The sequence below is a fragment of the Chitinophaga sp. SVR4-12A genome, assembly GCF_056754765.1.
Genome location: NZ_JBPGWP010000001.1, coordinates 3058934 through 3085363 on the forward strand (window position 1 = coordinate 3058934; position 26430 = coordinate 3085363).

Consider the following 26430-nt stretch of genomic DNA (forward strand, 5'->3'; position numbering starts at 1 on the left):
TCATTTCTTTATAAAATCCGATCTGAAGATCTTATCCCAGAACGAAGAGCTTACACCGTATCCCTTATCGGCATCCTGGTAGTGGTGCAGCATGTGGTGCTTTTTGATCTTCAGCCAGATACCACTATTGATATTAACATGATGTATAGCATAGTGGATGATATCATAGAACAAATACCCGGTTACAAACCCCGGAAACACCCCATACAAATAAGGAGGATCGATGAATGCGGCAAAAAGAAAATAAAAGCCAAAAGCCAGCGGGATGCTCACTGATGGCGGCATTACCAGGCGCAGCCTGTCTTTCGGGTAATCATGATGCACGCCATGGAATATAAAATGGATCCTTAATCCCCATTTGGATTTAGGCACATAATGAAATACAAAACGATGCAACACATATTCTGTCAACGACCATAAAAACAGGCCGCCAACGTAACAGCCAATAAATGGCAGTATTCCCATTTCCATCTGGAACAGTCCTTTCCAGGAAAAGTAAAGAACAACGGGTACATAGATGATCAGCGGTACTGAAAAGTGCACCTTAGATAAGCTCTCCAGGAAGCCATTTTTGAACATCCTGGTTGATTCACTTGAATTGGATATATAATTCTTAGGCATATCTTCTATTATGGTTTAAAACGCTCCAGTTTTTCTGCACCTGTAGCGGGGTCAACCCCCTTCATCTCAATGTACACCACATTGGGCACCCAAAAAGAGCCTCCTTCAATCTGGATCCAGATGCTGCTGAGGGCTGCCATGGTATCCCCTATCTTGGTGAAGATCTGGTATTTGCCTTTATCGGATTTCATCAGGTACATAGGATGTTTGTCATATGCCACGGATTTGATCTCATATTTTTCATCCGACAGCTTTTTCACCTTTATTCCGTACGCAAATTTACGTTGTATAAAGTTTAGTCCTTTTTTTACACCACCTTCCGTATAGCGAATCCAGTATACGTTCACCGGCTCATCCACATCCAGTTTACCATCCTTGTCTACATTGAGATCATATACGATGGTATTAGAGTTGGGCGTACGCTGCAGGTAGAACAGCATATTGGGAATGCCGCTGGGAACAGGGAATTTAGGTCTTTCCGGGCCGCCCGCGAGAGCAGATGTCCCTGTAAACAGGATCATAAACAAACCTATCCAGGCAATCAGCTGTTTGCCGGCCGGTTTGCTTTTACGCTCTTCCTGCTGTTGCTCCATTGACCTTTTTGCATCCCTCAGGCGGTTGATAGCGGTAATATTGCTCATAATTGCCAGAATAGTGATTGGGATCGTAAAGATAGACATGGTTTCGAACACATGAAAGGGTATTCCGGGAATAAACAGTTTATAATCGCCTCCTATATAATGGCCGGCTACCCCACAACCAATGGCAGACAGGGCTATCAGCACTACCCGCTCGGGCCTTTGCATCAGCCCGCCTTTGCACTCAATACCTAATCCTTCCGCACGGGCCCTGGTATAGCTTACCATCATGGAACCGATCATGGCTATAAACGCAAATAATGAGCTTAAGAAATAATGGTGCGCCACTAGGTAGTAACAGATGCCCAGGAACAGCACCAGCTCGCTGTAACGGTCCAGTACGGAATCGTATAAGGCGCCGAATTTGGAGCTCATCTTGCCCAGCCGCGCCACCTGTCCGTCCAGCATATCAAATAACCCGGCAAACAGGATCAGGGCGCCTGCCCAGCCTACATAGCCCAGTTCGCCCCTGTTGCTCTTCTCTGCTCCAATGATAAATATGGCTGCCACTCCGATATTCAGGATCAAACCAATGGTTGTCACAGCGTTAGGAGTAAGGCCTATCTTTATCAGTCCCTTTACCAAAGGGTTTATGATCACATAGATGCCCTGCTGTAGTTTATCTCTGAAAGTGCTCTTTTTCATACATAATACGCATAAAGTTGATCATCATTAATTACACAAATATCCTGATAATATATGCGTTCTAAAAATCAAATCGTACACGGGTTCTTATACCCCAGCTGGAAATATCAGGATGATCCAGGTAGGTAAACCGCTTTACGAGGTCCACCCTCACTAATCTGAATATATTGGCAATACCCACGCTGCCTTCTACGTAAGGCCCTTCGCTAAGGGTATAGGTGGACGCTATACCGTTCTTATCCACCGGGAATTTGAACAGGGAAGGATTATTCTCCGGCCTGTTCTCGCTGCGCACGCCGCCTACCAGTACCTTCACGGCAGCCACCTCACGCAGCTTCAGCCGCTTCATGAGCGGTATCTTGTTAAAGATAAAGCCGTTAAAGTGGTGGTCTATGTTCAGGCTGGCGTAGTGATCGCTCACAAATTCCAGGAAGTTCATCAGGTTATAAGACTCCAGCTGGTAAGCGTAGGTTTGGTTCGCATGGTGGATGGTTAGCAGCGGGAACGGCACCTTACCGAAGGTATAACCGCCTTCCAGCACCACTTCGCTGTAGCCGATAGGCGACAGGTACATCATTTTATAGATGTTCAGCTGCAGGTTCTGGTAGTTGTATTGTCCTCCGAACAGGCCTTTCGCCCCAACGGTTCCTGTTAACGAAACGATCGGGTATTTGTTGGGGATAGGCACCCTGAAATTTTTACCGGAGTAGAATTGTTCGTGCGGCGCCCACCTGAACTGCAAAGAAAACTCCGTAGTAGTGATCCGGTGAACGCTGTCTGTCGTTGTTGGCGCCTTGATATAAGCCAGGCTGCCGGCCGGCTGCTGCCGCCAGTTCTTAAAGCCCAGCCGGAAAGACGTGTGATTCAGCAGCTCGTGCAGGTAAGTAATGTTATAAATATCGTTATATAACCACTTGTCGTTATTACCCCGCTTGAAGGACAAGAGGAAGTTATCCTCCTGCACAAATTGCAGTTCCTGGCCCGGGATCTTCATGTCGTGCTGATAGTTGGCAGACAATGAGCGAACCGGGAATTCCCAGATAGAACGGTGGGTGAAGGAATAGGTACCTCCGAAGTAGTATTTCCACTTTTTATCCTTAAAACCGTAAGCGCCGTAAGATTCCAGGTAAATGCTCTTGTTGAACCTTGGAGTGGTACGGCCACCCAGGCGCAAACGGAAGCCTTCTACAGGATTAAAGCTGTAAAAGGTGTTCACCGGTCCAACTTCGATAGGCCCAAACTGCTTGTAACCTGCCAGTAAGAGGGTAATGATATCCATGGTACGCCTGAAAGAGCGCATGTGCTGCAGGCTGTCGATATTGGCATATACTTTTGACTCCGGACCGCTCAGCGTGTCGTGCCGGTTCTCTACCCAGAAAGACTCCGGCACCTGGGTTACACTATCCGGTTTTACCTGGGCAGGGCCTTTATAGAAATCGTCGGGCAGCTGCTTGTTGATCTGGAAGTCTTTGACAGATACGGTGCGTTCTCCGTAAACACCGCCTTTACTGTTGGCAAAGAGGGTAAAGTCTGCCAGTAAGGTTTTCTTGCTGGTAAAGAACCTGCCATCAGGCGCCTTATCGAATTCCTGGATAGCACGGAAATCTTTTACCCAGTTAATGTTCTGGCGTTTATTACCGGTCATGTCCGCTTTCCGGATCGCATAGTTCCCATCCAGCGTTACGTATAATTTACCCTGCAACAGGAGGTCTGTCTGGTTCCTTGGCACAAACTCCATTTCCACCAGTTTGGTACCTTCCTCGTTCACAATGGTGTCCGTAATAAAGTATTTATAAAAAGTAGGTCCCGCATTGGCGATGGGGCTCAGGAACTGGTTGGTGAACAACATCAGGTTGTTGTCATAGATGTCAAAGTCCTGGTAGATGTGGTTCAGGTACTGGCTCAGCCCCTGGCTGTCAATATAATCCTCGAAGCTTACTTTTTTCTCGCCCTTTACGATCTCTTTCTTTTTCTCAGGGTCTTTGCGGTAGTACACGTCGGAAGAGATCTCCTCCAGGTAAATAGGCAGCAATGCCTTGCCTTCTACCTTGGTAGTGTCCCTGTTATCGAATATGAACTTATACTTCTTGAGGAAGCGGTTCTTTTGGATCTTGTCGAGGCTGTTACTCAGCGCAAACTCCAGTTTTTCGTACTGGTTATACTGTGTGTAATTGTAATGCTCGATACGGTTCTTGTCCCTGTTGTCGATCACCAGGCGGATCAGCTCCACCGCGGGATTATCCTTATTACGGTAGCGTTCGCGCTTGCCGCTCTTCACCACTACTTCACCCAGCATGCGGGAAGTAGTTTCCAGCCTTACATTGATCACCTGGGTGGTGCCATTATTGATCTTCATCCTGAAGGTCTTGTAACCCAGGCTGGCAAAATGCAGGCTGTCGCGGACACCGGTGAACTGAAGGCTGAATTTTCCGTTTACATCCGTTTGCGTACCAATGTTGGTACCCGGAATAAATACGTTTACAAAGGGCATAGGGGCCTTCTGCTTTGCGTCTGTGATGGTACCGCTAACAGTAGTGGTTTGCGCGGCTAATCTTACCGAGCAAACAGTTAATAAAAATAAAAAGATCAGGCTTATCTTTTCCAAGCTATGATCCATACGCTTCTTCATCTGAAAACAAATTTCTTTTGCAACACATAATTATATCCTATGCCTACCACAACTGATGTAATTACCTTGGATATCACATAAGTAAGCCCTATGTATTGCGTGATAATGAATACCCCCGCTGCATTCAGCAGGAGGTTGCCAGTCCATACCAGCACATATTTAATAAACTGCCACTCGATCTTTCCTTCTGCGGCATCGAATGCCCACAGCCTGCCGATCATAAAATTGAGCAAACCGCCGGCAATAGTTCCCGTAATACTACCTGCCAGATACCACCACCCGAATACATTCACCAAAACGATTGTGGTCAAAAAGTCGAAACATGTGGCAGCCAAAGAGGCGGCCTGCGCTTTGATAAAGGTCGCTTTTATAAAGGTCGCCATTTATTCTAAAACAGTTTAGACCGGAATACGATCTGTAAAAGCAGGTTAGCATACAGCCCTGCCACTATATCATCCAGCATTACACCCCAGCCACCTGGCAGGTGCTCTGCTTTCCGGATATACAACGGTTTAGCGATATCAAAAAAGCGGAACAGCACTAGTCCTGCCGCTATATATGGTAAACTTGGTGGCAGCATCAGCAGGCTAATGCACATGCCCGCCACTTCGTCTATCACTACTTTCTGATTGTCCTTTCCCCAATTCTTTTCTACTTTACCGGCACTCCAGGTGCCCAGCACCACGATCAGGAGGGTGATCCCCCATTGCATGGAAATATTGGAGATCTCTCCAGCCTGGAGCATGTACCAGGCAAATGCTGTTACCACCGCAGCTACCGTTCCCGCTCCTTTGCCAATGTACCCTATACCCAGGCCGGTAGAGATCAACTGATGAAATCTGATCATGATTGTTCTACGGTGTCCTCGTAATAATCCAGGCCTAAGTGGGTGATCAGGTCTTCACCCATCATATGGCGCAGGGTATTCTCGAGTTTGATCAGCTGTTTGAAAATATCGTGTTCCGGTCTCAAACCAGGCGCAGTTTGCGGCGATTTGAAGTAGAAAGACAACCATTCCTGTATGCCAGACATACCGGCCCTTTTGGCCAGGTCTACGAACAATGCCAGGTCAAGCACAATGGGCGCTGCCAGGATAGAATCACGGCATAGGAAATTGATCTTGATCTGCATCGGATAGCCCAGCCAACCGAAAATGTCGATGTTATCCCAGCTCTCCTTATTATCCCCACGGGGCGGATAATAGTTGATCCTGATCTTGTGGTACAGGTCACCATACAGCTCCGGGTTAAGATCAGGACGGAAAATATCCTCTAATACCCCTAGTTTGGATACTTCTTTCGTCTTGAAATTATCCGGATCGTCCAGAACCCATCCGTCGCGGTTACCTAAGATGTTGGTAGAGAACCACCCTTGTACACCGAGGGCCCTTGCATGCAAACCTGGTGCCAGAATGGTCTTCATGAGCGTTTGTCCGGTTTTGAAGTCCTTTCCGCCGATGGGCGTTTCTGTTTCTCTTGACAGTTCTACCAGGGCCGGAATATCTACTGTCAGATTGGGCGCGCCATTGCAGTAGGGTACGCCCAGTTTGAGGGCCGCATAGGCGTAGATCATGCTGGGAGCAATACGGCTGTCATTATCTTTCAGGCCCTGCTCAAAGCTTGCCAGACTGTCATGCACATCGGATGCCTCATGAAAGATCTCGGTAGAGCCGCACCATACCATTACGATACGGTCGCAGTGGTGCTTTGCCTTGAAGGTCTCGATATCCTTCATTACAGCGAGGGCCAGGTTGTATTTGGTATCGTATTCCTTGATGTTGGTACCATCCAGGTTCTTCACATAGTTCTTATCAAAAGCCGCTTTCATGGGAACCAGGGCTTCGAGCTCCGGCTGAATGGCTTTTAGCAGGTAGGGATCCAGCACGCCTGCCTTTACGGCAGCTTCGTACACATTGTCTTCATACACATCCCAGCCGCCAAATACTATGTCATTTAAATCTGTGAGGGGTACAAAATCCTTGATTTTGGGGCTTCTGTTCTCGGTTCTTTTTCCAAGGCGGATACTGCCTGTTTGGGTAAGGGAGCCGGTTGGTTGGGCCAGGCCTTTTTTTACGGCCTCCACACCGGCTATTACGGTAGTTGCTACAGCGCCGAGCCCGGGTATGAGGATACCCAGTTTACCCTTTGCTTCCTGAACTTGTTGTTTCATCCGATTAACATTTGTTTGTTTTTAATTACCGGACGGAACTTGCGCTTACAAACCTTCTGTAAGTAAAGATCCATACGGGTGCTTGTCTTTTTTTAGATGTTGTTGCTATAACCATTTGTTCTCTCTGTACCATTGCAGTGTTTCGGCCAAACCTTTTTCAAGGTCATAGTCCGGTGAAAAATGCAGTTCTGTCCTGCTTTTTTCAATGCTACAGTACCAGTTCGGCGCAGTAAGCTCATTCAGTTTTTCTCTGTTGAGCGCGGGCGCCGTTTTACCCCTGGAAGGCATTTTCTCCAGCGTGCTGGCTATTACCTGCACAATTCCGAAAGGAATATGCACTTTCCAGGTGTGCTTGCCCAGCAATCGTTTTGCAATGTCTGCAAGGGCATAGCGGTCATACACATTTCCGTCTGACAAGTTGTAGGTGCCTGTACTAGGCGATGTAAGCGCTTCTATGGTGGCTTTTGCCAGGTCTTTCACGTACAGAAAGCTGAAGCGTTGCTGCTTTCTGCCGATATATGGTTCAAATCCGCGGCTGATCAGTTTGAACATAATGAAAATGTCCTTATCGCGGGGACCGTAAACAGCAGTAGGGCGGAGTGTGATCAGCGGAAGCCCTTCGATCTGCTGTAAATATTGTTCGGCTAGTAGTTTACTTCTTCCGTATCCTGTAACCGGCTTTGGGTCGCTGTTTTCAAAGATGGGAGCCTGCGCGTCGTAGGCGATGGGCCCTAATGCCGCCAGACTGCTGATAAAAACAAATTTTTTCAGCGGGGCGTTTGCACTTTTAACGGCCATCGCCAGCTCTTTAGTATACCCGGCGTTTACCGCATTGTATTCATCATCTGAAAAAGCTTTCGTGATACCGGCCGCATGTATCACATAATCATACTGTTTATCTTCCAATACTTCCCTGATGGAAGCTGCATTGCTAAAATCCGGGGAAACATAATGCACCTGGTATCCCTGCAAATGATCGATACGGCTGGATGCCCTTACGGCTGCATGTACTTCCAGCCCTGCTTTCAATGCCGCCTCGATCAGATGAAACCCCACAAACCCACTGGCGCCTGTGATAAGAACTTTTTGTTTCACTTTCAATTATTTGTCAGGGGTTGAACGTTTGACGCCTGGATAGCCATCATCTAACGTTCAAATCGCCTTTTCGAATATCCTGTACTTCTTGTATACTTTTCCATTCACGCTGTTCTCGATCCCTTTGTTCATCATCTCATTGGTTTCCAGCACCCAGCTTGCTTCGCCCCATTTTATGCCTTTTTTCAGGCCGTTCTCCATTACCGTACCGTAAAAAACGGCTTCGATACCCAGCTTCCGGTATTCTTCCAGCACACCCAGCACCATGATCCTGAGCGCATTGATCTTCTTCTTGCCAAAGAGCAGTTTGAAAATACCGGTAGGCAGTAACCTGCCTCTTTTTACATTGATCAGTATCTGGTTAATATCAGGTATGCAGATGGTAATGCCGATCACTTTGCCCTCATGCTCTGCCAGCAGCACAAAATCGGGATCCACGATCATCTTCAGGTCCTTGGCTGTATAATCAAACTCCTCGTTGTTCATCGGCACAAATCCAAGGTTCTTATCCCAGGCAGCGTTATATACTTCCCGGATCTTATCAGCATCTTCCTTGAACCTTTTCATGTTGATCTTCCGGATAGTGATATTACGCTGCTCGAGGCGTTTACGCAGCAGCTCCATCATTTTCCGCGGCTTATCGCTCACGGTATCCGATGTGATCTTGTGGGCAAAGGTATCCACCTTCTTCACAAAACCTGCTTGTGTGATGAGGTCCAGGTAATAAGGCTTGTTATAGGTCATCATCGCCATCGGAGGCGTATCAAAGCCTTCGATCAGCAAGGCGCAGGTTTCATTGGTAGAGAAGTTCACCGGCCCTATCATGGTTTTGGCGCCCTTCTGTTTGAGCCAGGTTTCTGCCGTGCTGAATAAAGCGTCGGCCACTACCTGGTCGTTAATGCTGTCAAAGAAACCAAAGAAACCGTCCTGCGCGTTATTAAACGAATTATGACTGTTGTTCTGGATAGCAGCTATCCGGCCTACTATCTTACCTTTTCTCCAGGCCAGGAAAAGCTGTAGTGTAGAATGTTTATGAAAAGGATGCTTACCGGGTGTAAGCAGATCGCGTTGTGCTATAAATAGCTCAGGTACATAACAGGGATCGTCCTTGTAAAGGTCATGCGGGAAGTCAATGAACTGCCCCATCTCCTTCCGTGACTGCACCGGTTTTACCTCCACCATCTCTTCTGGCGTGAGCGCCTTGCGCTGCTGCACCGGCGTTGCCTCCATCATATTTTTTCTTTTATTGTGATGATGTTCAGTTTTCTGAATGCACGCTGCATCTTTTCTACGGCTTCTTCAATCTGTTCGAAGGTATGTGTAGCCATCAGGGAGAATCGCAGCATGGTAGCTTCAGCAGGAACAGCAGGGGGCACTACAGGGTTTACAAACAACCCATTGTCCTGCAGCAGTTTTGCTATCGCGAAGGTCTTTTCATGGTCTCTTACAAACACCGGGATGATCGGGGATGCAGTGGGGCCGAGTTCAAAACCGGCTTCGGTCAGCAGGCCTTTGGCATAATTGGTATTTGCCCACAGCTTCTCGATATGCTCAGGTTCTGTTTCGATGATCTCGAGGGCTGCCATTACACTGGCTACAGAAGCCGGTGTCATGCTTGCGCTGAAGATCAAAGAACGTGCGCTGTGCTTCAGGTATTCGATGGTATCCGCATCGCTGGCAAGGAAGCCACCCAGGGAAGCAAATGATTTACTGAAGGTGCCCATGATCACGTCTACCTTTTCGGTCAGGCCGAAATGGGAAGCCGTACCGGCGCCTTTATCACCTACTACACCCAGACCATGCGCATCATCTACCATGATACCGGTGTTGTACTTCTCTGCAATATCCACGATCTCGGGCAGGCGGGCCAGGTCACCTTCCATGCTGAACACACCGTCTACTACGATCAGTTTGTTCACTTCAGGCGGCAGGCCTTTCAGCTTAGCTTCCAGATCTTCCATATTGTTGTGGCGGTACTTAATCACCTTGGAGTAGGATAAGCGGCTGCCGTCAAGAATAGAAGCATGATCATACTCATCCAGGATGATATAATCGTTACGACCGGTCAAACACGACAGTGCGCCCAGGTTGGCCTGGAACCCCGTGCTGAACAGGATCGCCTTCTCCTTGCCAACATAGCGCGCCAGCCTGTCCTCCAACTCGATGTGAAGATCCAGCGTGCCGTTCAGGAACCTGGAACCGGCGCAGCCTGTTCCATAGGTGTCAATTGCCTGCTTTGCCGCCTCCTTGATCTTGGGGTGATTAGTAAGCCCCAGATAGGAGTTGGACCCAAACATGAGCACCCTTTTCCCATCAATTATCACCTCTGTGTCTTGCGCAGATGATATCGGCCGAAAATATGGATATATACCTTTTTCCTTGGCAATAACTGCCTCTTTTACAGGTAGCCTCTTGTACATTAATTTTTATGCTTATGCTGTGAAAATCGTACGCGTATTATGCTTTATCGCTTGCCGTAAAGACTTCCAGTCTGTTCGACCGAAAAAGTTTTAATGTCCAAAAATACAATTCTTAAACATTTCTTAACAAAAAATTTTGTGCCCGGATTGCTTTTATCATAGGGATATAGCTCATTTTCAATAGGTTAAATATTTTTTTTAATTATTTTGACAAGCCCCGATCCGGGTACATATATATTAATAATTATCCGAATAAAGAAATGTTTTCTTGGCTGAATCGCGGATAAAAATAATCACAAAAATAAAAACGAATTACACAAATTGTTGTTACACAATAGTGTAATTCGTTGTAGTAGTTATTCACATTGCATTTTAAGCTGAAAATCAACCTTTTATGAACTCCGTATTGGCAGTAATGGTCACTTCATCGCTCAGCATCGCGTTCGGGAACTTGGTTCCGAAGGAGAAATCTGCACGTTTGATAGCACCTGTTACTTTAAAGCCGGCTACTGTTTTCTTGTTCATTGGGTTCACGGCGGTGCCCCTCAGGGTAGCATCCAGGGTAACGGGCTTGGTAACGCCATGCAGGGTCAGGTCGCCAGCTACTTTGTACTTGTTCTCACCTACTTTCTGGAAAGATTTGCTTTTGAAAGTGATGGTGTTGTATTTGGCTGCATCAAAGAAATCTTCACTCTTCAGGTGACCATCGCGTTTTTCGTTGTCGGTGTTCACGCTGTTCACGTCTGCAGTCAGTTCTACTACTGCATCGCTGAAATCGTCTTTGGAAGAAGTGATCTTGGCGTCAAATTTTGAAAACTGGCCGTCCACATCAGAGATCATCATGTGTGTTACGGTAAAACCTAATTTAGAGTGTGCAGGATCCAGTGACCAGGTAGACTGTGCAAAACCTGCCAGGGATAAAACAGAGCATACTGCAAAGAGTAAGGCGGTCTTTTTCATTGTTGATGTTTTTTATTTTTGGTTTTTAATGACTAAATGGCTCATGCGGTGCATCCTTTGATAAAGCCCGTTATCAGGTCTTTCAATACCAGGCGGTTAAGGTCTTCCTTATTGGCCGGGCCTATCATGTTAATGGATACCAGTCCGTGAATCATGGACAGAAACGCATGGAATTTTAAATAAGGGTCTGCCAGCACGTTCCTGTATTTTTCGATGATCTGGCGGATAGTACACTGGATCACATCCATACAGGCGCTTACCTCCGGTATCTTGCGGGCGCTTTCACAGGTAGGCACTCCCAGGCTGAACATCAGCTGGTAGTATTGTTTGTTCTGAAATGCAAAGTCCCAGTAACCCGTTCCAATCGCCTCCAGCTGCTCCTCCGGCTCCTTATATTGTGCTTTCACATCTTTCAGTTCATTACCCAGCAGCTCAAACCCTTTTTTATTGAACTCTGCTATAATCGCGTCCTTGTTCTCAAAATGGTCATAAACAACCGGAACGCTGTATTCTATCGCGTCCGCTATCTTCCGGATAGAAAGCGCGTGCCAGCCCTCTTCGTTGACGAGCTTCCAGGCCGCTTCCAGTATCCCGGCCCTCACTTCCTCCCGCTGCCGTTGTTTACGTTCTGTTATTCCCACTGTTATAAAAATCTGTTAATATGTATGTTGGTTGCATGCACTGATCCAAACACCTCTTAGAAAACCTAACACTGTTAGCAAATGTAGTTGGAATTATTTGTTTCAACAAATATTTCCATATTAACTTCACATGAATTCGGAAAGGAACAGGCAAATGGTGTTTTCGACTATTCAAGCATTTTAGTCCGAAAGTCCGGAAAAAATTGGGCCTTGTCACTTTTTCTCTCTAGTTTTGAGCAGACTGACTTCAAACCTACAATGACAACACTGGCCAAAGACGAGGTGATCAAATCCGATATACTGGATGAAGCGGCGAAGCTTTTCCGGCACTATGGTTTACAGAAAACTACGATGGAAGATATTGCCAAAGCTGTAGGGAAAGGGAAAAGCACGCTCTATTACTACTATAAAAACAAAGAAGAGATCTTTGACGCAGTGATCCGTAAGGAGAAGAACATCATCTTCCGGAACATCCAGGAAGCAGTAAGCAAGGAAGACAGCGCTGTTAAAAAGCTGGAAGCCTTTACCCGCAGCAAGATGCGGGAGATCAAAAGGATGACCACCCTCTACCAGGTGGTGGTAAGTGATTTAAAAGCCTGTAACGAACTGGAAATCAGCATCCGCAGAAACTACGACTGCACGGAAACCGAAATTCTGAAAAGCATTCTCCAATACGGGGTCATTACCGGGGAATTCCCTAACTATGACCAACAGGAACTGGATATCCTGGCCTTCCTGCTGGCCAATGCGCAACGGGGAGTGGAAGCGGCCCTTATCATGGATAAAAAGCTGGATGAGATCGGCGAAAAGATGGACTTTTTAATCTCTGTTCTTATGAACGGCATCCGGAAATCCTGAATTTTTTTAACTGATAATCGACCAAAAAACGATAATATTCTAATTTTTCACAGTATATAATTGCTGTTACAACAGTGTAACAGTTGTAGGTTTAGGCAACAAGCCGGAATAGTCCTGTTCCGGCTTTTGTATTATTTTAACTGGTTTCTCCTTGTGTTCTCCTTGTCTTCTCCTTGTGTTCTCCTTGCAATATCGTTGCTCCGAAGCATTTTGTTAAAATAGTATCATTTAAGGTTTTTCCCTTTTGCGCAAAAGAATTTCCCGATTGGAGTACTAACAACTAATATCTCACCGTTCCTTTGCGCCATCAAAACAAGCACACTTCGAGTACCATGTCAATTTTTACGAGCAGACAGGCTTTGACCGCAGCATTTATTTTATTGTCTATCAACGCTTTGGGACAAACAATCAGGGGAACAGTAAGGGACATCAACAATTCGCCTCTGCAGAAAGTAAGTATTCAACTCGCCAACAAACAACACAGCACCGCTACCGATACCAGCGGTGAATTCATCTTTACCGGCCTGCCGGCAGGCAAATATATCATCCGCTTTTCTCATACCGGTTTTGAAGCCGACCAGAAAACCATCACCCTCGCCAATGGCGAAACCCGCGTGGTAGATGTGGTAATGGTCCCATCTACAGAACAGTTACAGACCGTAGAGATCACGGGCCGTAAAGAATCAGGCTATAAGAACACCAACTCCTTCATAGGCTCTAAAACGGCTACCCCTTTACGGGAGGTGCCGCAGGCCATTTCATACGTTACCAAAGAGCTGATGCAGGACCAATCTGCCGTACGTGTAGGCGACGTGGTAAAGAACTTCAGTGGTGTGAACCAGTTCACCTTCTACGATGACCTTACCATCCGCGGCTTCCGCATCAACGGTGGCAGCACAACCCAGCTGCTCAATGGCATGCGTACCTTCTCCGGTTTCTGGAAACAACCCATGGTCAACTACCTTGAAAGAGTGGAAGTGATCAAAGGCCCTGCCTCTGCCCTCTTCGGCAATGCCTCTCCCGGCGGCACGGTGAACAGGGTAACCAAAAAACCGCTCGCTGAATCCCGTAAGTCGCTGAGCTTTACCACCGGCAGCTTCAACACCACCCGCGGCCTTGCCGACTTTACCGGCCCGCTGAATGATGAAAAGACCATCCTGTACCGTCTCAATCTGGGTTATGAAAATGCACAGTCCTTCCGCGACCTGCAGTTTGACAAGAACCTGGTAATAGCGCCGTCTATCTCCTTCCTGCCTACGCCCAAGACAAGGCTGAACTTTGATGCGGTATATAACAAATCCAACAGCCGGCTGGACCGCGGACAATCCGTATTCGCCGGTACGGATCAAAAGGCCCTTTATACTACGCCAATATCCTTGTCGCTGGCCGCGGTAAATGACTACCTCAACGAGGAAACCTATACCGTGATGACCTCCTTAACGCATGAGTTTTCCAGCAAACTGGCATTTAACCTGTCATACCTGCGTACCGGTTATTCACAGGACCTGCTGGAGCATAGAAGCTCTAACCTCTACGCGGTAGACTCATTAGGGCATCCTATTCCCAACCTCGTGGCAAGGCAGGTGTTTATCCGCAAATCAAAAGAGTTTGTTGACAACGCATCCGCTTATTTCACTTATGATATGCACACTGGAAAAGTATCGCATAAACTACTGGTTGGCTATGACTATGCACAGGACGTATTGCCTCCCGGCTCTTCACAGCAAACTGCTAATAACTACCAGGCCAGGAGCGGAGGTAATGCTGTACCCTACGATTCGGTTAATTCACCCAAAAACCCCGGCAAATATGTATACTACAATTATGTTATAAGGGATAAGAAAGGGAATCCCTTAGACACAATCAATATCCCCAAACCTAACGTTTCCTCGTACGATCTGATCCTGAGAAACAACCAGCTGGAAGATATATCCAAATACACTTTCGTCACTGCTGTAAATTCCGCTACCCTGCCTGTCTTCTCTGGTCTGAGCGGCTTTTACATACAGGACCAGGTGAAACTGGGCCCGGTACAGCTCTTAGCCGGATTACGGTATGAAACCTTTACCAACAAGCTGTACTATAAAACTGATAGTACAAAAAACGTACGCCAGCACAAGCTGCTGCCTCGTATAGGCGCCGTATACACTATCAACAAGAACATCAATGTGTATGGCGTGTATACCGAAGGTTACAATCCACAGGACGCTGCCACACAGGCCAATCCCCTGGCAGGAGGTCCCTTCGATCCTATTACCAGCAACCTGATAGAAGGTGGTCTGAAAACAGAATGGCTCAGCGGCAGGTTAACGGCTAACGTGGCGGTATACCGCATCCGTCAGAAAGGTACGCTGTATAATGCATCTGCCCCCGGCAACCCCGATCTGCAAATACAGATCGGAGAAGAAGAAGCCAAAGGCGTGGAACTGGATGTTACCGGCCGCATCATGCCCAACTGGGATGTGGTTGTAACCTATGCCTACAACGATGCAGTGATTACATCTGCGGGCAAAACAGACCTTGACCTGGTGGGTCAGCAAAAACCCAATGCTCCCAAAAACCAGGGCAGCATCTGGACCAAATACACCATTCCTTCCGGCGCGGTTAAAGGCTTCGGCATCGGCGCCGGCGGCAACTTCGTTACAGAAAGGAACGTCAGCTTAAGCAAAACACAAACGCTTCCCGGCTATGCCCTGCTGAACGCAGCACTGTATTACAAAGTGAACAGGGTGCAGGTACAGTTTAACATGAATAACCTGACGAACAAAATTTATTGGGTGGGCGGATATGATTATCTTCGCCTCTTCCCGGGTGCGCCCCGTAACTGGCAAGCCACCGTATCTTATACTTTTTGATCATGATGAAGAAGATCATCGGCTGGCTGCATTTATGGTTAGGGATCGGTTCCGGTCTGGTAGTGCTCACAGTAGCGCTCACCGGCTCTATCCTGGTGTTTGAAAGAGAACTGGAGCCCCGGCTCAGCCCGACCTTCAGCTATGTGGAGGTTCCGGCAGGCGCAAAGGCCGTCCCCCTGGAAACGCTCTCCAATACCGTACTTACCCGCTACAAGGAGTATAAATTACGTGAGATCATCATCGAACCTGTCGCCAACCGCAGCATCATCTTCAATATCAATAAAGGCAAAAAAGACGCCTTGTCTGTTGCCGTTAACCAGTACACCGGGCAGATCATCAAGGCGGTTGATGAAGAGGGCCGTTTCTTTGCAGTAGTGCTCAACCTTCACCGCTACCTCTGCATGGGGACCACCGGGAAGGCTATTACGGGCGTCTCCTGCTCCATCTTCCTTATCATGGTCATCACCGGCATTGTGTTGTGGTGGCCCAAACGCAACTCCCGCAAACAACGTATGCGTGTAAAGTGGGACGCTTCCTGGAAAAGGCTCAACTGGGACCTCCATGCTGTACTGGGTTTTTACGTGCATATCATCATTTTCCTTACAGCGCTTACGGGCCTTACCTGGGCCTACCAGTGGGCAAACAATCTTATCTTCTATGCTTTCGACGGGAAACCCATGAAGAAGATGACAGCGCCACAGACACCTGTTGTGAACACAGCCCCTACCGCCTACCTGAGCCGCATTATGCACAGCACAGACAGCATCCTTCATTATACCGGGCCGGTAAGGATCCGTTTTGCCGAAAAGAAAAACTTCGCAGAAAAGAAAAACCAGGCCATCACCGTTATCAAGCGTAACGATGATGCCGCCATCGATAATATCGCCAGCACCTTGTACTTCGAGCCGGGCACCGGCAGCCTGGTACAGGCCCGCCTCTACGAAAACGAGAGCCGCGGCATGAAAGTAAGAAGGCTGGTATACCCCATCCACACCGGCAGCCTCCTGGGCTGGCCCACCAAATTGCTTGCCCTGATAGCCGCCCTGGTTGCCGCCTCCCTGCCTGTAACCGGTTTTTACATCTGGCTAAACCGCAAAAAGAAAAAGAAACCAGCCGCCAAAGACAATAAAACTCCTGCAGTACAATCCATCCCGGTCCGGAAAGATTCCGTATCTTCCCTGCAGGGATATCATGAACACAACTTTTAGCATAACTCCACTGGGCGATAACGCCGTCATGATCGAATGGGAACAACGGATAGACCCCAACATCCATGAACAGGTAATGAAAGCTTTTCATTACCTGCAGTCATTAAAGCTTTCCTACATCACAGATCTGATCCCCGCTTATGCCTCCCTTGCCGTTCTCTATGATGCGGCAGGTATCCGGCAAAAGATAAAACGCCCCGCCAGGGCATGGATCAGCGCTTTTATTACCAACGCCCTGCAGCAGGCAACAGATACGGTAACGACGGCATCGCGCAACCTGCAGATCCCGGTGTGCTATCACCCTACCCTGGCGCCGGACCTTACAACGATGGCGCAGCAAAAAGGGATCTCTGAAACAGCGCTTATTAACCTACATACCGCGCAAACCTATACGGTATATATGCTTGGCTTTCTGCCGGGCTTTCCCTATATGGGCAAGGTGGATGATCAGCTGGCCAGCCCGCGGCTTAAACAGCCCCGTACACAGGTACCGGCCGGTAGTGTAGGCATTGCCAGTGAACAAACCGGGATCTATCCGCTGGCTTCGCCCGGCGGCTGGAATATTATCGGGCAAACACCCATCCGCCTGTTTGATCCCGCCGCCAAAGATCCCTGTTATTGCAGGCCCGGTGACCAGGTACAGTTTGTGCCCATCACACTTGAAACATTCTATCAAATGCAACAACATTCATGAGCATACGCGTATTGCAACCTGGCCTGCTGGATACGGTGCAGGATGGCGGGCGTCACGGTTACCAGCACCTGGGCATTAATCCCGGCGGTGTAATGGACCGTATAGCCATGCAGGTAGCCAACAGCCTGGTGGGTAATCCACCCGGCGAAGCCGTTATAGAACTGCATTTTCCCGCTGCCGCCTTCCTGTTTGAGACACATGCCATGATCGCCTTATCTGGTGCAGACCTGGGCGCCATGATCAATGACCAGCCGATTCCCATCAATAAACCGCTGCTGGTATCCGGCCAGACCGTACTACGTTTTACCAGGCCCGTTAGCGGCGCCTGCTGCTACCTGGCCATCCGTCATGGCCTTTCACTTGAGCCCTGGCTGAACAGCTATAGTACCCATCTTAAAGCCGGCGCCGGTGGTTTCAAGGGCAGGGCCCTGCAAAAGAATGATGTACTGCCCTTCTGCACGGCCACCTCCTACACTATAGTACTGGGGCGGCAGGACGTAGTAGAATTGCCATGGACAGCCGGCGTGGCTGAGCTATACGGTCCGCCGGGTCAGTTCCATATTACCGAAGGCAGCGGGTTTGCATTACTGGATGCACATGCGCAGCAACAATTAACAAACACCACATTTGATATAGGCCCGCAAAGCGACCGGATGGGCTTCCGCCTCCGCGGCCCTTCCCTGAAAATGACGGAATACCGCGAACAGATCTCCGCCGGCGTAACCAGGGGCACCATACAGCTGTTGCCCAACGGGCACCTGATCGTTCTGATGGCCGACCATCAGACCACCGGTGGCTACCCGCGGCTGGCCCACGTGATCACTGCCGATCAGCCGGCCCTTTCGCAGTTAAAGCCCCGCGACGAGCTCCGCTTCCTCATGATCCCCGCCGAAGCCGCAGAAGAACTCCTCTGGCAGCAGGATCAGCGTTTGCACTTTCTCCAAAATGCCTGTAAATTACGGTTGGAAGAATGGCTATCCCACTATGGCTTACATTGACCTAAACTGCGACATGGGCGAAGGACTGGACACAGATGCAGCGATCATGCCCTTCATCAGCAGCGCCAATATTGCATGCGGCTATCATGCCGGCAGTCCGGACACCATGCAGCGTACCGCCACCCTGGCTGTACAGCACCAGGTAGCCATAGGCGCCCACCCCGGCTTTGCAGATAAACAAAACTTCGGCAGAACGGAACAACAGCTGTCAGATAATGCATTGTATGATCTGGTGACCACGCAGGTCTTTGCACTGCAGGTGATCTGCCGCTCACTACATACCTCCCTGGTGCACGTAAAACCACATGGCGCACTGTATAATATGGCAGCCAAAACCCCGGCCATGGCCAGAGTGATTGCCAAAGCAGTGTATGATGTTGACAAACAACTATGCCTCTTTGGGCTTAGTAACAGCTGGCTGGTACGCGCAGCACAGGAAGCCGGACTGAAAACTGCCAGTGAAGTATTTGCAGACAGGACTTACCAGGACAATGGCTCGCTTACACCCAGGAGCCAGCCCAATGCCATGATAGACACGGAAGAGAAGGCCATACAACAGGTGCTGCAGATGATAACACAGCAAAAAGTAACTACCGTTAACGGCCAGACGATACCGCTCACTGCAGAGACTATCTGTATTCACGGCGATGGCCCGCATGCGGTTACATTTGCCCGTGCTATTCATACCGCCTTACAGGATCACCATTTAACTATCCGCCGCCCTTGAAGCAACAACGATCTTCTGCCCTGCTGGGCGCCGCTTTCCTGATGGCCACTTCTGCCATCGGCCCCGGCTTTCTTACACAAACCACGGTATTTACCCGGCAGCTGTCTGCCGCCTTCGGCTTTGTGATATTAGTTTCCATACTGCTCGACATTGGCGCACAGCTGAACATCTGGCGGATCCTCACCGTAACAAACCGCCGTGCACAAGACCTGGCCAATGAACTGCTGCCCGGCATGGGATATCTGCTAGCCGCATTGATCGCACTAGGCGGCCTGGCGTTCAATATCGGGAATATTGCGGGCTGCGGCCTCGGTATCGAAGCATTAAGCGGTATGGGCACTACTTATGGGGCTTTGCTCAGCTGCGGTATTGCCCTGTTTATTTTCTGGATGAAGGAGGCCGGTAAGGCTATGGACCAATTTGCAAGGTGGCTGGGCATCCTGATGGTGCTGCTTACGCTCTACGTGGCTATCAGCTCTCACCCGCCACTGGGAACGGCGCTGCAGCAAAGTATATGGCCCAACGTGATAGATACCAAAACCATTGTTACACTGGTGGGCGGAACCGTAGGCGGCTATATCAGTTTTGCAGGCGCGCACCGCCTGCTGGATGCCGGTATCAGCGGCCCATCACAGATGAAATATGTTAACAAAAGCGCGGTAAGCGGCATCGTTATCACCGGCATTATGAGAACGGTGTTGTTCCTGGCAGCTTTGGGCGTGGTGATGCAGGGCGCTACACTGGCCAGCAACAATCCACCTGCATCCGTATTCCACTTTGCCGCAGGAGAGATCGGCTACCGTTTCTTTGGCGTCGTTATGTGGAGCGCTGCCATCACTTCAGTAGTAGGAGCCGCATACACTTCGGTTTCTTTCATGAAAACCTTGCATCCTTTCATCGCTTTATATGAGCGTTGGTTCATTTCCTTTTTCATTGTATGCTCCACGCTGATCTTTATTGCAGTAGGGCAACCCGTACGCCTGCTGATCATAGCCGGCGCCCTCAATGGACTTATACTTCCGGTGGCATTGATGATTATATTACTGGCTGCTACCCGTAAAAGGCTAATGGGCGATTACCGCCATCCCTTATGGATGCAGCTGGCCGGCTGGATAGTGGCGCTGGTGATGGCCTGGCTGAGCATATTAACCATCCGCCAGTGGCTGTCATCCTGAGCATTAATAATTATCATCAGGGAATTGTAACTTGCACGGTTTTTATGAAACAGCTATTCGCCGGATTTCTTTTTGCAGCCTTATGGGCATCCGCCGCCGTGGCCACCAAGATAGGCATCAAAGCAGCAGACCCGCTGGTATTGGCCAACGTACGCTTCCTGCTGGCCGGTACACTCATGTTAACCTTTGCCTATGTTGTGCTAAAGAGCAAACGATATGCATTGCCAAGAGGCATTGAATGGCGTCAGCTGGCCGTCTTTGCCCTGCTCAATACCACCATTTACCTGGGATGCTTTGTGCTGGCCATGAAGGAAGTTTCTGCTGGTATAGGCAGTCTTTCTACCGCTACCAGCCCGCTGTTCATTATGCTGATATCTGCCGTTTGGCTCAAAAGAAAGCTACGCTGGTATGAAATAACAGGGGTGATCCTGGGGCTTGCCGGTGTGGGACTGGCCACCTACCCGCTGTTGCAGGATAGTCACGCTACCATCAGGGGACTGGCCATCCTGCTTACAGGGATGATATCCGTTTCAGTAGCCACGGTATATTACAGCCGGGTAAAATGGCAGGTGCCTAATCTTGTTTTTAACGGATGGCAGGTATTGCTGGGCGGGTTTATGCTATTGCCCTTCACGGTGCTTACTGCCCGTGCAGGCGCCACGCATCTTACGCTACCCTTTTGGGGAGCTGTGTTCTGGCTGATCGTGCCGGTGTCTGTTATTGCATTGCAGCTGTGGTTCTACCTGGTAAAGCTGGATACCGTACGTGCCTCGTTCTGGTTATTCCTCTGCCCTATCTTCGGCTTCATCTATTCTTCGCTGTTGTTACATGAACCCATCACCGCATATACTTTTGCGGGAACGGCATTGGTGATAGGAGGACTGTACCTGGCCCAACGGGAAAAGTTCAGTAAGTAGGTCGTTATCTCCTTTTCGTCGTCATCTTTTCATCGACGCTCAGCGGCCCGGCGCCAAAATAAGTGATCAGCAAGGCTCCACCGATAAGGCCAATGTTTTTCATGAACATTACCATGTCCATGCGTTGCGCCGTAGGGTCGGTAACTTTCCAGAAAGCATGCATATAAAGCGTTACCGGCACCAGGAAGATAATTATCAGCCAGGCGCCCAGCCTTGCCTTATAACCAAAGACAATACTTAGTCCTCCTGCAAAGGCAATGATGCCTGAAAGCGGCACCAGGAAAGAAGGAGCCGGTACACCGTGGGCGGCTGCATAACCAATCAGCTGAGGAGAAAAGTGCCCTGGTATTGTGAAGAGAAAGATCAGAGAAAAGAGAACACGGCCGAGTAATACAGCGACTTTCATGATGCAATAATTTTTAGTGTGAGAATTATTTCGCTCAATGAAATCTGCTATCCGAATTTACTTCTTTTTGTTTGCTTTAATAGGCCAGTAATTCCCTGATCACGGCAATTACCTTTTCGGTAGTCGGCAACATCGCCTTTTCCAGTTCCGTATTAATAGGAACGGCAGGCAGGTCCAGTGCGCCGGATGTATACACGGGCGCATCCAGCCGGGTAAAACATTGCTGCTGTATGCGTGCCGCCAAAGCCTGTGCAAAGGAATTGTTCAATTGCTCTTCCGTAAGCACCAGGCATTTACCATGCCTGTTCACTGTCTCAAACACCAATGCTTCATCCAGCGGGTATAAGGTGCGCAGGTCCACGATCTCCACGCAGCCCGGGAAAGCCTTTGCTGCGGCCAGTGCCCAGTAAACGCCCATGCCATAGGTGATGATGCAGATGCTGTTGCCCCGCTGTACATCTTTTGGGTGTGCAGCCAGCACTACCCTGCCTTTCCCCAGCGGCACCATATAATCACCGGACGGCTCCACCGTCATAGCTTCCTGCGTGCCGGGCACTTTGCTCCAGTAAAGCCCCTTGTGCTCCAGCATTACAACCGGGTTGGGATCCAGGAAGGCCGCCTTCATCAGGCCTTTCATATCTGCGCCGTTGGAAGGATATACCACTTTGATGCCTTTAATGCTCAGCAGCGTGGTTTCTATACTGCCTGAGTGATAAGGGCCGCCACCGCCATATGCGCCTATGGGCACCCGTATCAGCGTTTGTACGGGGAACTTGCCAGCACTGAGGTAACAGGATTTTGATATCTCTGTTACCAGCTGGTTAAAACCGGTATAGATATAATCGGCAAACTGCACTTCAACAATAGGCTTAACGCCCACTGCGGACAGGCCCGCAGTAGCGCCAATAATGTATGCTTCCTGTATAGCGGTATTATATACACGATGGTCTCCGAATTTTTCTGCCAGGGTAGCTGCTTCCCTGAACACGCCACCCAGGCGGCGGCCAACATCCTGGCCGTAGAAGATGGCCTCCGGGTACTGTTGTAATATTTCTTCAACAGCGTGTAGTGCAGCATCCACCATCACTACCCTGGCGCCGTTTTCGGGACTGCGGGTACCTGTTTCACTGGTAACCGGCGTGGGCGCAAACACATGCTCCCTTACTGTACGGGGATCCGGTTCCGGGGCGTTCACGGCTGCTTCAAAAGCGCTGGCTATTGTACGTTTGGCTGCTTCTTCTATTGCAATGATGGCGGTTTCACTGATGCCATCCGCCAGCAGTAATTGCCGCAGCAAGGGCATTGGGTCGCGGCGGGCATGAGCCGCCAGGTCTTCTGGCGTACGGTACCATTCTTTCCGCACGCCGGAAGTATGGTGGCCCAGCAACGGCACTTTTGCCTGCACCAGGATCGGCTTTCTTTCGGTACGTGCAAAGTGTATGGCTGCCTGCATGGCCTGGTAACATTTCTCAAAATCGCTGCCATCAACACGCATGCGTTCCAGTCCTTTAAAGCCGGCAGCATAGTCGTAGGCGTCCATCGCCCGTGTTTCTGCACCGCTGGCTGAAATGCCCCAGTCATTATCCTGTACCAGGTAGATCACCGGCAGCTGCCACAGTACAGCAAATTGCCAGGCTTCGCTTACCTCTCCCTCCGTAACGCTGCCATCTCCCATGGAGCATAGTACAACAGGAGCTTCCCCATCCGGGCCGCTCCGCAATGTTTTGGCTTCTATACGCTCCAGGTAACGAATGCCCTGCGCCATGCCGGTAGCCGGTATGACCTGCATACCGGTGGCGCTGCTCTGGTGCGGGATCAGGGGCCTGTTTGGCTGGCGGCTGCTGGGATGGCAGTAGTACGACCGTCCTCCTGAGAAGGGGTCGTCTGCCCTGGCCAGGAGCTGCAACATCAGCTCAAGGGGACTAAACCCCATGGCCATCAGCATGCTGTCGTCCCGGTAATAGGGACAGGCATAGTCCCATGGCCGCAATTGCAGGCCGGCGGCTATCTGTATGGCTTCGTGCCCACTGGAGGCGGAGTGTACATATTTGCAAATGGAGCGGTTGGCCTCATACGTGGCGGCCATATCACGGGCCTGGCACATTAAGCGGTATGCCTCCTGTAGTAATTGCTCCCTGTTTGTAAGGCGTTCCTGGCTGGTGTCGGGGGTTTTTAAAGTTGGAACGCTTGTATTATCTTTAAACACGTAAAAATGTTTTGGTCTTTAGCTATTCCATAATAGTTGCTAATACAACTATTGCTATTGCAAATTACTAAATATGCCCGATACTTACGTCACGAACCCATCTTTTTTTAAGCTGGATGCCACCCTTAAAAAGATCCGCAATTACTGGCAGCAGACCTTCGATGCCCACCAGAAAGACATTACTGTAGATCAATGGCTGTTGCTTGAAAACCTGTACAAGCACAAAAAGATCACTCATAACGAGCTGGCCCGTTTCACCTCCAAGGATATTACTACCGTATCACGCATTATAGAGCTGATGGTGAAAAAGGGGTTGGTACAGCGGGAAGCCGCGGTTACAGACCGGCGTAAAGTGTTTCTGCAGCTGACCCCGCCGGGTATTGAAAAGTATAAGGAAGTAAGGCCCCTGGTGCTGGAAATGCGTAAAACGGGCTGGAAAGACCTTACAGAAAAGGACTTTTTGGAATTAACCAGGATACTGGACGTGATCTATCACAATATCCCTTAAGCTGAACGCTTAACGCACAATTCGGCATTCTGCATTAAGCGCTCAGCATTAAGCTTATTTTACCATAAACTCCAGCAGGCTGTCGTTCTCAATAAAGGCCTCTAATGTGTCCCCTATCTCTACGGGCCCTACACCAGCAGGTGTTCCGGTAAAAATGAGGTCGCCGATATTCAACGTAAAGAATTTTGAAATATAGGAGAGCAGGAAGTCAAAAGTAAAAATGAGGTCTTTTGTACTGCCTTTTTGCGCTATTTCCTTGTTTTTATAAAGGCAGAAATTAATATCCTTTTTGTCCAGCTCCGGGGTAATCGGTATGAACTTGCCTACCACTGCAGAATTGTCGAATGATTTAGCGATCTCCCAGGGCAGTCCTTTTGCTTTCTGCTTGTCCTGCAGATCACGTGCTGTAAAATCGATCCCTACTGATATGGCGTCATAATATTTGTCTGCAAATTTCTCCTGTATATGCTTTCCGTTTTTACATACACGCAACACCAGCTCGCATTCATAATGCAAATTGTCAGTAAAATCAGGGTAATAAAAGGGATGATTGTTTTGCAGCAATGCATTTTTAGGTTTCATAAATAAGACTGGTTCCGTTGGCAGCTCATTGTTCAGTTCTTTTGCATGTTCGGCATAGTTTCTTCCAACGCAGATAATTTTCATGATGCGTGCATTTAAAAGGTTAAATAAAATGGCTCCGTTCCTGCGCTCAAAGTTACTCAGCCGCAGGGAATGTCAAGTTATTATAATTATTCATTGTTCTTTCAATACCAGTAGTGGCAATGGCCTCTATGATCTCTACAGATTTTTCAATTTTTTGTTTTACTACAACTAATTCTTTTTCTGCCCACTTGCCCAGCACATAATCAACCTGCCGCCCTTTGGGATAGTTATTGCCTATTCCAAAGCGCAGGCGCGGGTATTGATTGGTGCCCAGCAGTTCCTGGATACTTTTAAGCCCGTTATGGCCGGCATCGCTGCCTCCGGGCCGTAATCGCAGCACATTCAGCGGCAGGGCCAGCTCGTCCATGATCACCAGCAGGTTCTCCAATGGCACCTTCTCCTTGTCTACCCAGTACTTTACAGCTTTTCCGCTGAGGTTCATATAGGTAGTGGGCTTTATCACGACGAACACTTTTCCTTTCCACTTGCACTCTGCCACGTCTGCCAGCCGGTCGCTACGGAAAACACCGCCATGCTTTGCCACAAAGGCATCTGCCACGTCAAAGCCTATATTGTGGCGGGTATGTTTGTATTCTTCGCCTATATTTCCTAGTCCGGCTATTAAATATTTCATCCGTTAATGTTCGGCTTCTAAAATTCAGTCAAAAATAGAAATTTAATCCGCATGCGCCTATAAACCAGGGGCCGTGGCATAAAAAAACCCTGGCCGCCTTACGGGACCAGGGTTGCTGTGAAATATCTGTAAAAAGCTATTATTTCTTCTTAGCGTCTTTATCACCTGATGCTTCTTCCTGGCGCAGCTGACGGGTCATTACCACAGATGCGATGGGAATACGGGGAGAGTTCAGGATCTCGAAGTTCTCATCTTTTACATCTTCAACACGGATGTTCTGGTTCAGGTCCAGGTTATCGATGTTCACTTCGATGTTCTCACGCAGGTATTTAGGCAGGGTCTTTACCTTCAGCGCTTTCATTTTCACTACCAGTTTACCGCCGGCTTTTACACCAACAGACTGGCCTACCATTTTCAGCGGCAGGGTAGCTACCACTTTTTTGTCCTCTACCAGCTCCATAAAGTCGATGTGGGCCAGTTCATCGGTCACCACGTCAAACTGTATGTCTTTCAGAATGCAATTGTAAGTTTTGCCGCCTACTTTAATCTCGGCCAGCTGGAAATCCGGAGTATACACCAGGTTCTTGAAATCCTTTAACGGAGCAGAAAAGCTGATCGTATCGGCACCCCCATAAATAACGCAAGGCACTTGCTCCTCAGAACGAAGTTGGCGGGTGGCTTTTTTGCCTAAGTCGCTCCTGAGTTGTCCTTCGATGGTTATTGTCTTCATTGTTTAAACATTTATGTTAATTGAAAAAAT

At 48.8% G+C, this 26430-nt stretch carries 25 protein-coding genes; 9 read left to right on the top strand and 16 right to left on the bottom strand.

All coding sequences use genetic code 11. The annotated features are described in order from the left end of the window. From ACR9Y8_RS12445 to ACR9Y8_RS12495, 11 genes are all read right to left on the bottom strand, one after another. Positions 1-621, bottom strand: a complete 621-nt coding sequence (locus ACR9Y8_RS12445) for a sterol desaturase family protein (RefSeq protein WP_481213572.1) — start codon at positions 619-621, stop codon at positions 1-3. Between the two features lie 8 nt (positions 622-629). Continuing rightward, positions 630-1904 (bottom strand): DUF4833 domain-containing protein, encoded by a 1275-nt coding sequence (locus ACR9Y8_RS12450; protein WP_481213573.1) that lies wholly within the window; start codon positions 1902-1904, stop codon positions 630-632. 61 nt (positions 1905-1965) lie between these two features. Beyond that, positions 1966-4533 (bottom strand): DUF5686 and carboxypeptidase-like regulatory domain-containing protein, encoded by a 2568-nt coding sequence (locus tag ACR9Y8_RS12455; RefSeq protein ID WP_481213574.1) that lies wholly within the window; start codon positions 4531-4533, stop codon positions 1966-1968. Further along, entirely contained in the window at positions 4530-4916 is a 387-nt protein-coding gene (locus ACR9Y8_RS12460; protein ID WP_481213575.1) for a GtrA family protein, read from the bottom strand. Before ACR9Y8_RS12460 ends, ACR9Y8_RS12455 begins: the two co-directional genes overlap by 4 nt. A 5-nt stretch (positions 4917-4921) precedes the next feature. Beyond that, positions 4922-5380, bottom strand: coding sequence for a phosphatidylglycerophosphatase A family protein (locus tag ACR9Y8_RS12465; protein WP_481213576.1), 459 nt, complete (start codon positions 5378-5380; stop codon positions 4922-4924). After that, positions 5377-6702 carry an inositol-3-phosphate synthase gene (locus ACR9Y8_RS12470; protein ID WP_481213577.1) on the bottom strand — a complete coding sequence of 442 codons (1326 nt, stop codon included), beginning with the start codon at positions 6700-6702 and terminating at the stop codon, positions 5377-5379. Before ACR9Y8_RS12470 ends, ACR9Y8_RS12465 begins: the two co-directional genes overlap by 4 nt. Before the next feature lie 105 nt (positions 6703-6807). After that, positions 6808-7797 (bottom strand): NAD-dependent epimerase/dehydratase family protein, encoded by a 990-nt coding sequence (locus tag ACR9Y8_RS12475; protein WP_481213578.1) that lies wholly within the window; start codon positions 7795-7797, stop codon positions 6808-6810. A 57-nt stretch (positions 7798-7854) separates the two neighbouring features. Further along, on the bottom strand, positions 7855-9030 hold the full coding sequence (locus ACR9Y8_RS12480) for a hypothetical protein (protein WP_481213579.1): 1176 nt from the start codon (positions 9028-9030) through the stop codon (positions 7855-7857). Continuing rightward, positions 9027-10217, bottom strand: coding sequence for a serine palmitoyltransferase (spt, locus tag ACR9Y8_RS12485; protein WP_481213580.1), 1191 nt, complete (start codon positions 10215-10217; stop codon positions 9027-9029). The genes ACR9Y8_RS12480 and spt overlap by 4 nt, the downstream gene beginning before the upstream one ends. Before the next feature lie 384 nt (positions 10218-10601). Next, complete coding sequence (locus ACR9Y8_RS12490) at positions 10602-11177, bottom strand: YceI family protein (protein ID WP_481213581.1); 576 nt, start codon at positions 11175-11177, stop codon at positions 10602-10604. Between the two features lie 41 nt (positions 11178-11218). Further along, the gene (locus tag ACR9Y8_RS12495; RefSeq protein ID WP_481213582.1) at positions 11219-11818 is read right to left on the bottom strand and encodes a TetR/AcrR family transcriptional regulator; all 600 of its coding nucleotides are present in this window, start codon (positions 11816-11818) and stop codon (positions 11219-11221) included. A 258-nt stretch (positions 11819-12076) separates the two neighbouring features. On the opposite strand from ACR9Y8_RS12495, the gene ACR9Y8_RS12500 reads away from it, so the two are divergent. From ACR9Y8_RS12500 to ACR9Y8_RS12535, 8 genes are all read left to right on the top strand, one after another. Then, entirely contained in the window at positions 12077-12676 is a 600-nt protein-coding gene (locus tag ACR9Y8_RS12500) for a TetR/AcrR family transcriptional regulator (protein WP_481213583.1), read from the top strand. Positions 12677-13008: 332 nt separating this feature from the next. After that, on the top strand, positions 13009-15531 hold the full coding sequence (locus ACR9Y8_RS12505) for a TonB-dependent receptor domain-containing protein (protein ID WP_481213584.1): 2523 nt from the start codon (positions 13009-13011) through the stop codon (positions 15529-15531). 2 nt (positions 15532-15533) lie between these two features. After that, positions 15534-16739: a PepSY-associated TM helix domain-containing protein gene (locus ACR9Y8_RS12510; RefSeq protein ID WP_481213585.1), complete on the top strand. Its 1206-nt coding sequence runs from the start codon at positions 15534-15536 to the stop codon at positions 16737-16739. After that, on the top strand, positions 16723-17433 hold the full coding sequence (gene pxpB / locus ACR9Y8_RS12515; RefSeq protein WP_481213586.1) for a 5-oxoprolinase subunit PxpB: 711 nt from the start codon (positions 16723-16725) through the stop codon (positions 17431-17433). The genes ACR9Y8_RS12510 and pxpB overlap by 17 nt, the downstream gene beginning before the upstream one ends. After that, positions 17430-18431 (top strand): 5-oxoprolinase subunit C family protein, encoded by a 1002-nt coding sequence (locus ACR9Y8_RS12520; RefSeq protein WP_481213587.1) that lies wholly within the window; start codon positions 17430-17432, stop codon positions 18429-18431. The genes pxpB and ACR9Y8_RS12520 overlap by 4 nt, the downstream gene beginning before the upstream one ends. Positions 18432-18444: 13 nt before the next feature. Next, positions 18445-19158 carry a 5-oxoprolinase subunit PxpA gene (locus tag ACR9Y8_RS12525; protein WP_481213588.1) on the top strand — a complete coding sequence of 238 codons (714 nt, stop codon included), beginning with the start codon at positions 18445-18447 and terminating at the stop codon, positions 19156-19158. Further along, positions 19155-20333, top strand: a complete 1179-nt coding sequence (locus tag ACR9Y8_RS12530; RefSeq protein WP_481213589.1) for an NRAMP family divalent metal transporter — start codon at positions 19155-19157, stop codon at positions 20331-20333. Before ACR9Y8_RS12525 ends, ACR9Y8_RS12530 begins: the two co-directional genes overlap by 4 nt. A 44-nt stretch (positions 20334-20377) precedes the next feature. Next, positions 20378-21250 (top strand): DMT family transporter, encoded by an 873-nt coding sequence (locus tag ACR9Y8_RS12535; protein ID WP_481213590.1) that lies wholly within the window; start codon positions 20378-20380, stop codon positions 21248-21250. Between the two features lie 4 nt (positions 21251-21254). Here ACR9Y8_RS12535 and ACR9Y8_RS12540 read toward each other — a convergent pair whose 3' ends face one another. Further along, on the bottom strand, positions 21255-21656 hold the full coding sequence (locus tag ACR9Y8_RS12540; protein ID WP_481213591.1) for a DoxX family protein: 402 nt from the start codon (positions 21654-21656) through the stop codon (positions 21255-21257). Between the two features lie 76 nt (positions 21657-21732). Beyond that, a complete protein-coding gene (locus ACR9Y8_RS12545; RefSeq protein ID WP_481213592.1) occupies positions 21733-23862 on the bottom strand; it encodes an alpha-ketoacid dehydrogenase subunit alpha/beta in 2130 nt (709 codons plus the stop codon). 73 nt (positions 23863-23935) lie between these two features. Between ACR9Y8_RS12545 and ACR9Y8_RS12550 the strand changes: the two genes are divergently transcribed. Continuing rightward, positions 23936-24370, top strand: coding sequence for a MarR family winged helix-turn-helix transcriptional regulator (locus ACR9Y8_RS12550; protein ID WP_481213593.1), 435 nt, complete (start codon positions 23936-23938; stop codon positions 24368-24370). A gap of 54 nt (positions 24371-24424) precedes the next feature. Here ACR9Y8_RS12550 and ACR9Y8_RS12555 read toward each other — a convergent pair whose 3' ends face one another. The 3 genes from ACR9Y8_RS12555 to ACR9Y8_RS12565 form a co-directional block, all read right to left on the bottom strand. Continuing rightward, positions 24425-25036: a fumarylacetoacetate hydrolase family protein gene (locus ACR9Y8_RS12555; protein WP_481213594.1), complete on the bottom strand. Its 612-nt coding sequence runs from the start codon at positions 25034-25036 to the stop codon at positions 24425-24427. A 52-nt stretch (positions 25037-25088) separates the two neighbouring features. Next, positions 25089-25670, bottom strand: a complete 582-nt coding sequence (gene pth / locus ACR9Y8_RS12560; RefSeq protein ID WP_481213595.1) for an aminoacyl-tRNA hydrolase — start codon at positions 25668-25670, stop codon at positions 25089-25091. A gap of 139 nt (positions 25671-25809) precedes the next feature. After that, positions 25810-26400, bottom strand: coding sequence for a 50S ribosomal protein L25 (locus tag ACR9Y8_RS12565; protein ID WP_481213596.1), 591 nt, complete (start codon positions 26398-26400; stop codon positions 25810-25812). Positions 26401-26430 lie beyond the last annotated feature (30 nt).

What these genes read in the sequence shown, in the direction of transcription:
- spt (WP_481213580.1), bottom strand. Translation starts at nt 10,217, where the DNA reads ATGTACAAGAGGCTACCTGTAAAAGAGGCAGTTATTGCCAAGGAAAAA.
- ACR9Y8_RS12565 (WP_481213596.1), bottom strand. Translation starts at nt 26,400, where the DNA reads ATGAAGACAATAACCATCGAAGGACAACTCAGGAGCGACTTAGGCAAA.
- ACR9Y8_RS12505 (WP_481213584.1), top strand. Translation starts at nt 13,009, where the DNA reads ATGTCAATTTTTACGAGCAGACAGGCTTTGACCGCAGCATTTATTTTA.
- ACR9Y8_RS12555 (WP_481213594.1), bottom strand. Translation starts at nt 25,036, where the DNA reads ATGAAAATTATCTGCGTTGGAAGAAACTATGCCGAACATGCAAAAGAA.
- ACR9Y8_RS12490 (WP_481213581.1), bottom strand. Translation starts at nt 11,177, where the DNA reads ATGAAAAAGACCGCCTTACTCTTTGCAGTATGCTCTGTTTTATCCCTG.
- pxpB (WP_481213586.1), top strand. Translation starts at nt 16,723, where the DNA reads ATGAACACAACTTTTAGCATAACTCCACTGGGCGATAACGCCGTCATG.
- ACR9Y8_RS12460 (WP_481213575.1), bottom strand. Translation starts at nt 4,916, where the DNA reads ATGGCGACCTTTATAAAAGCGACCTTTATCAAAGCGCAGGCCGCCTCT.
- ACR9Y8_RS12480 (WP_481213579.1), bottom strand. Translation starts at nt 9,030, where the DNA reads ATGATGGAGGCAACGCCGGTGCAGCAGCGCAAGGCGCTCACGCCAGAA.
- ACR9Y8_RS12445 (WP_481213572.1), bottom strand. Translation starts at nt 621, where the DNA reads ATGCCTAAGAATTATATATCCAATTCAAGTGAATCAACCAGGATGTTC.
- ACR9Y8_RS12535 (WP_481213590.1), top strand. Translation starts at nt 20,378, where the DNA reads ATGAAACAGCTATTCGCCGGATTTCTTTTTGCAGCCTTATGGGCATCC.
- ACR9Y8_RS12525 (WP_481213588.1), top strand. Translation starts at nt 18,445, where the DNA reads ATGGGCGAAGGACTGGACACAGATGCAGCGATCATGCCCTTCATCAGC.
- ACR9Y8_RS12465 (WP_481213576.1), bottom strand. Translation starts at nt 5,380, where the DNA reads ATGATCAGATTTCATCAGTTGATCTCTACCGGCCTGGGTATAGGGTAC.
- ACR9Y8_RS12550 (WP_481213593.1), top strand. Translation starts at nt 23,936, where the DNA reads ATGCCCGATACTTACGTCACGAACCCATCTTTTTTTAAGCTGGATGCC.
- ACR9Y8_RS12510 (WP_481213585.1), top strand. Translation starts at nt 15,534, where the DNA reads ATGATGAAGAAGATCATCGGCTGGCTGCATTTATGGTTAGGGATCGGT.
- pth (WP_481213595.1), bottom strand. Translation starts at nt 25,670, where the DNA reads ATGAAATATTTAATAGCCGGACTAGGAAATATAGGCGAAGAATACAAA.
- ACR9Y8_RS12500 (WP_481213583.1), top strand. Translation starts at nt 12,077, where the DNA reads ATGACAACACTGGCCAAAGACGAGGTGATCAAATCCGATATACTGGAT.
- ACR9Y8_RS12455 (WP_481213574.1), bottom strand. Translation starts at nt 4,533, where the DNA reads ATGAAGAAGCGTATGGATCATAGCTTGGAAAAGATAAGCCTGATCTTT.
- ACR9Y8_RS12470 (WP_481213577.1), bottom strand. Translation starts at nt 6,702, where the DNA reads ATGAAACAACAAGTTCAGGAAGCAAAGGGTAAACTGGGTATCCTCATA.
- ACR9Y8_RS12540 (WP_481213591.1), bottom strand. Translation starts at nt 21,656, where the DNA reads ATGAAAGTCGCTGTATTACTCGGCCGTGTTCTCTTTTCTCTGATCTTT.
- ACR9Y8_RS12450 (WP_481213573.1), bottom strand. Translation starts at nt 1,904, where the DNA reads ATGAAAAAGAGCACTTTCAGAGATAAACTACAGCAGGGCATCTATGTG.
- ACR9Y8_RS12520 (WP_481213587.1), top strand. Translation starts at nt 17,430, where the DNA reads ATGAGCATACGCGTATTGCAACCTGGCCTGCTGGATACGGTGCAGGAT.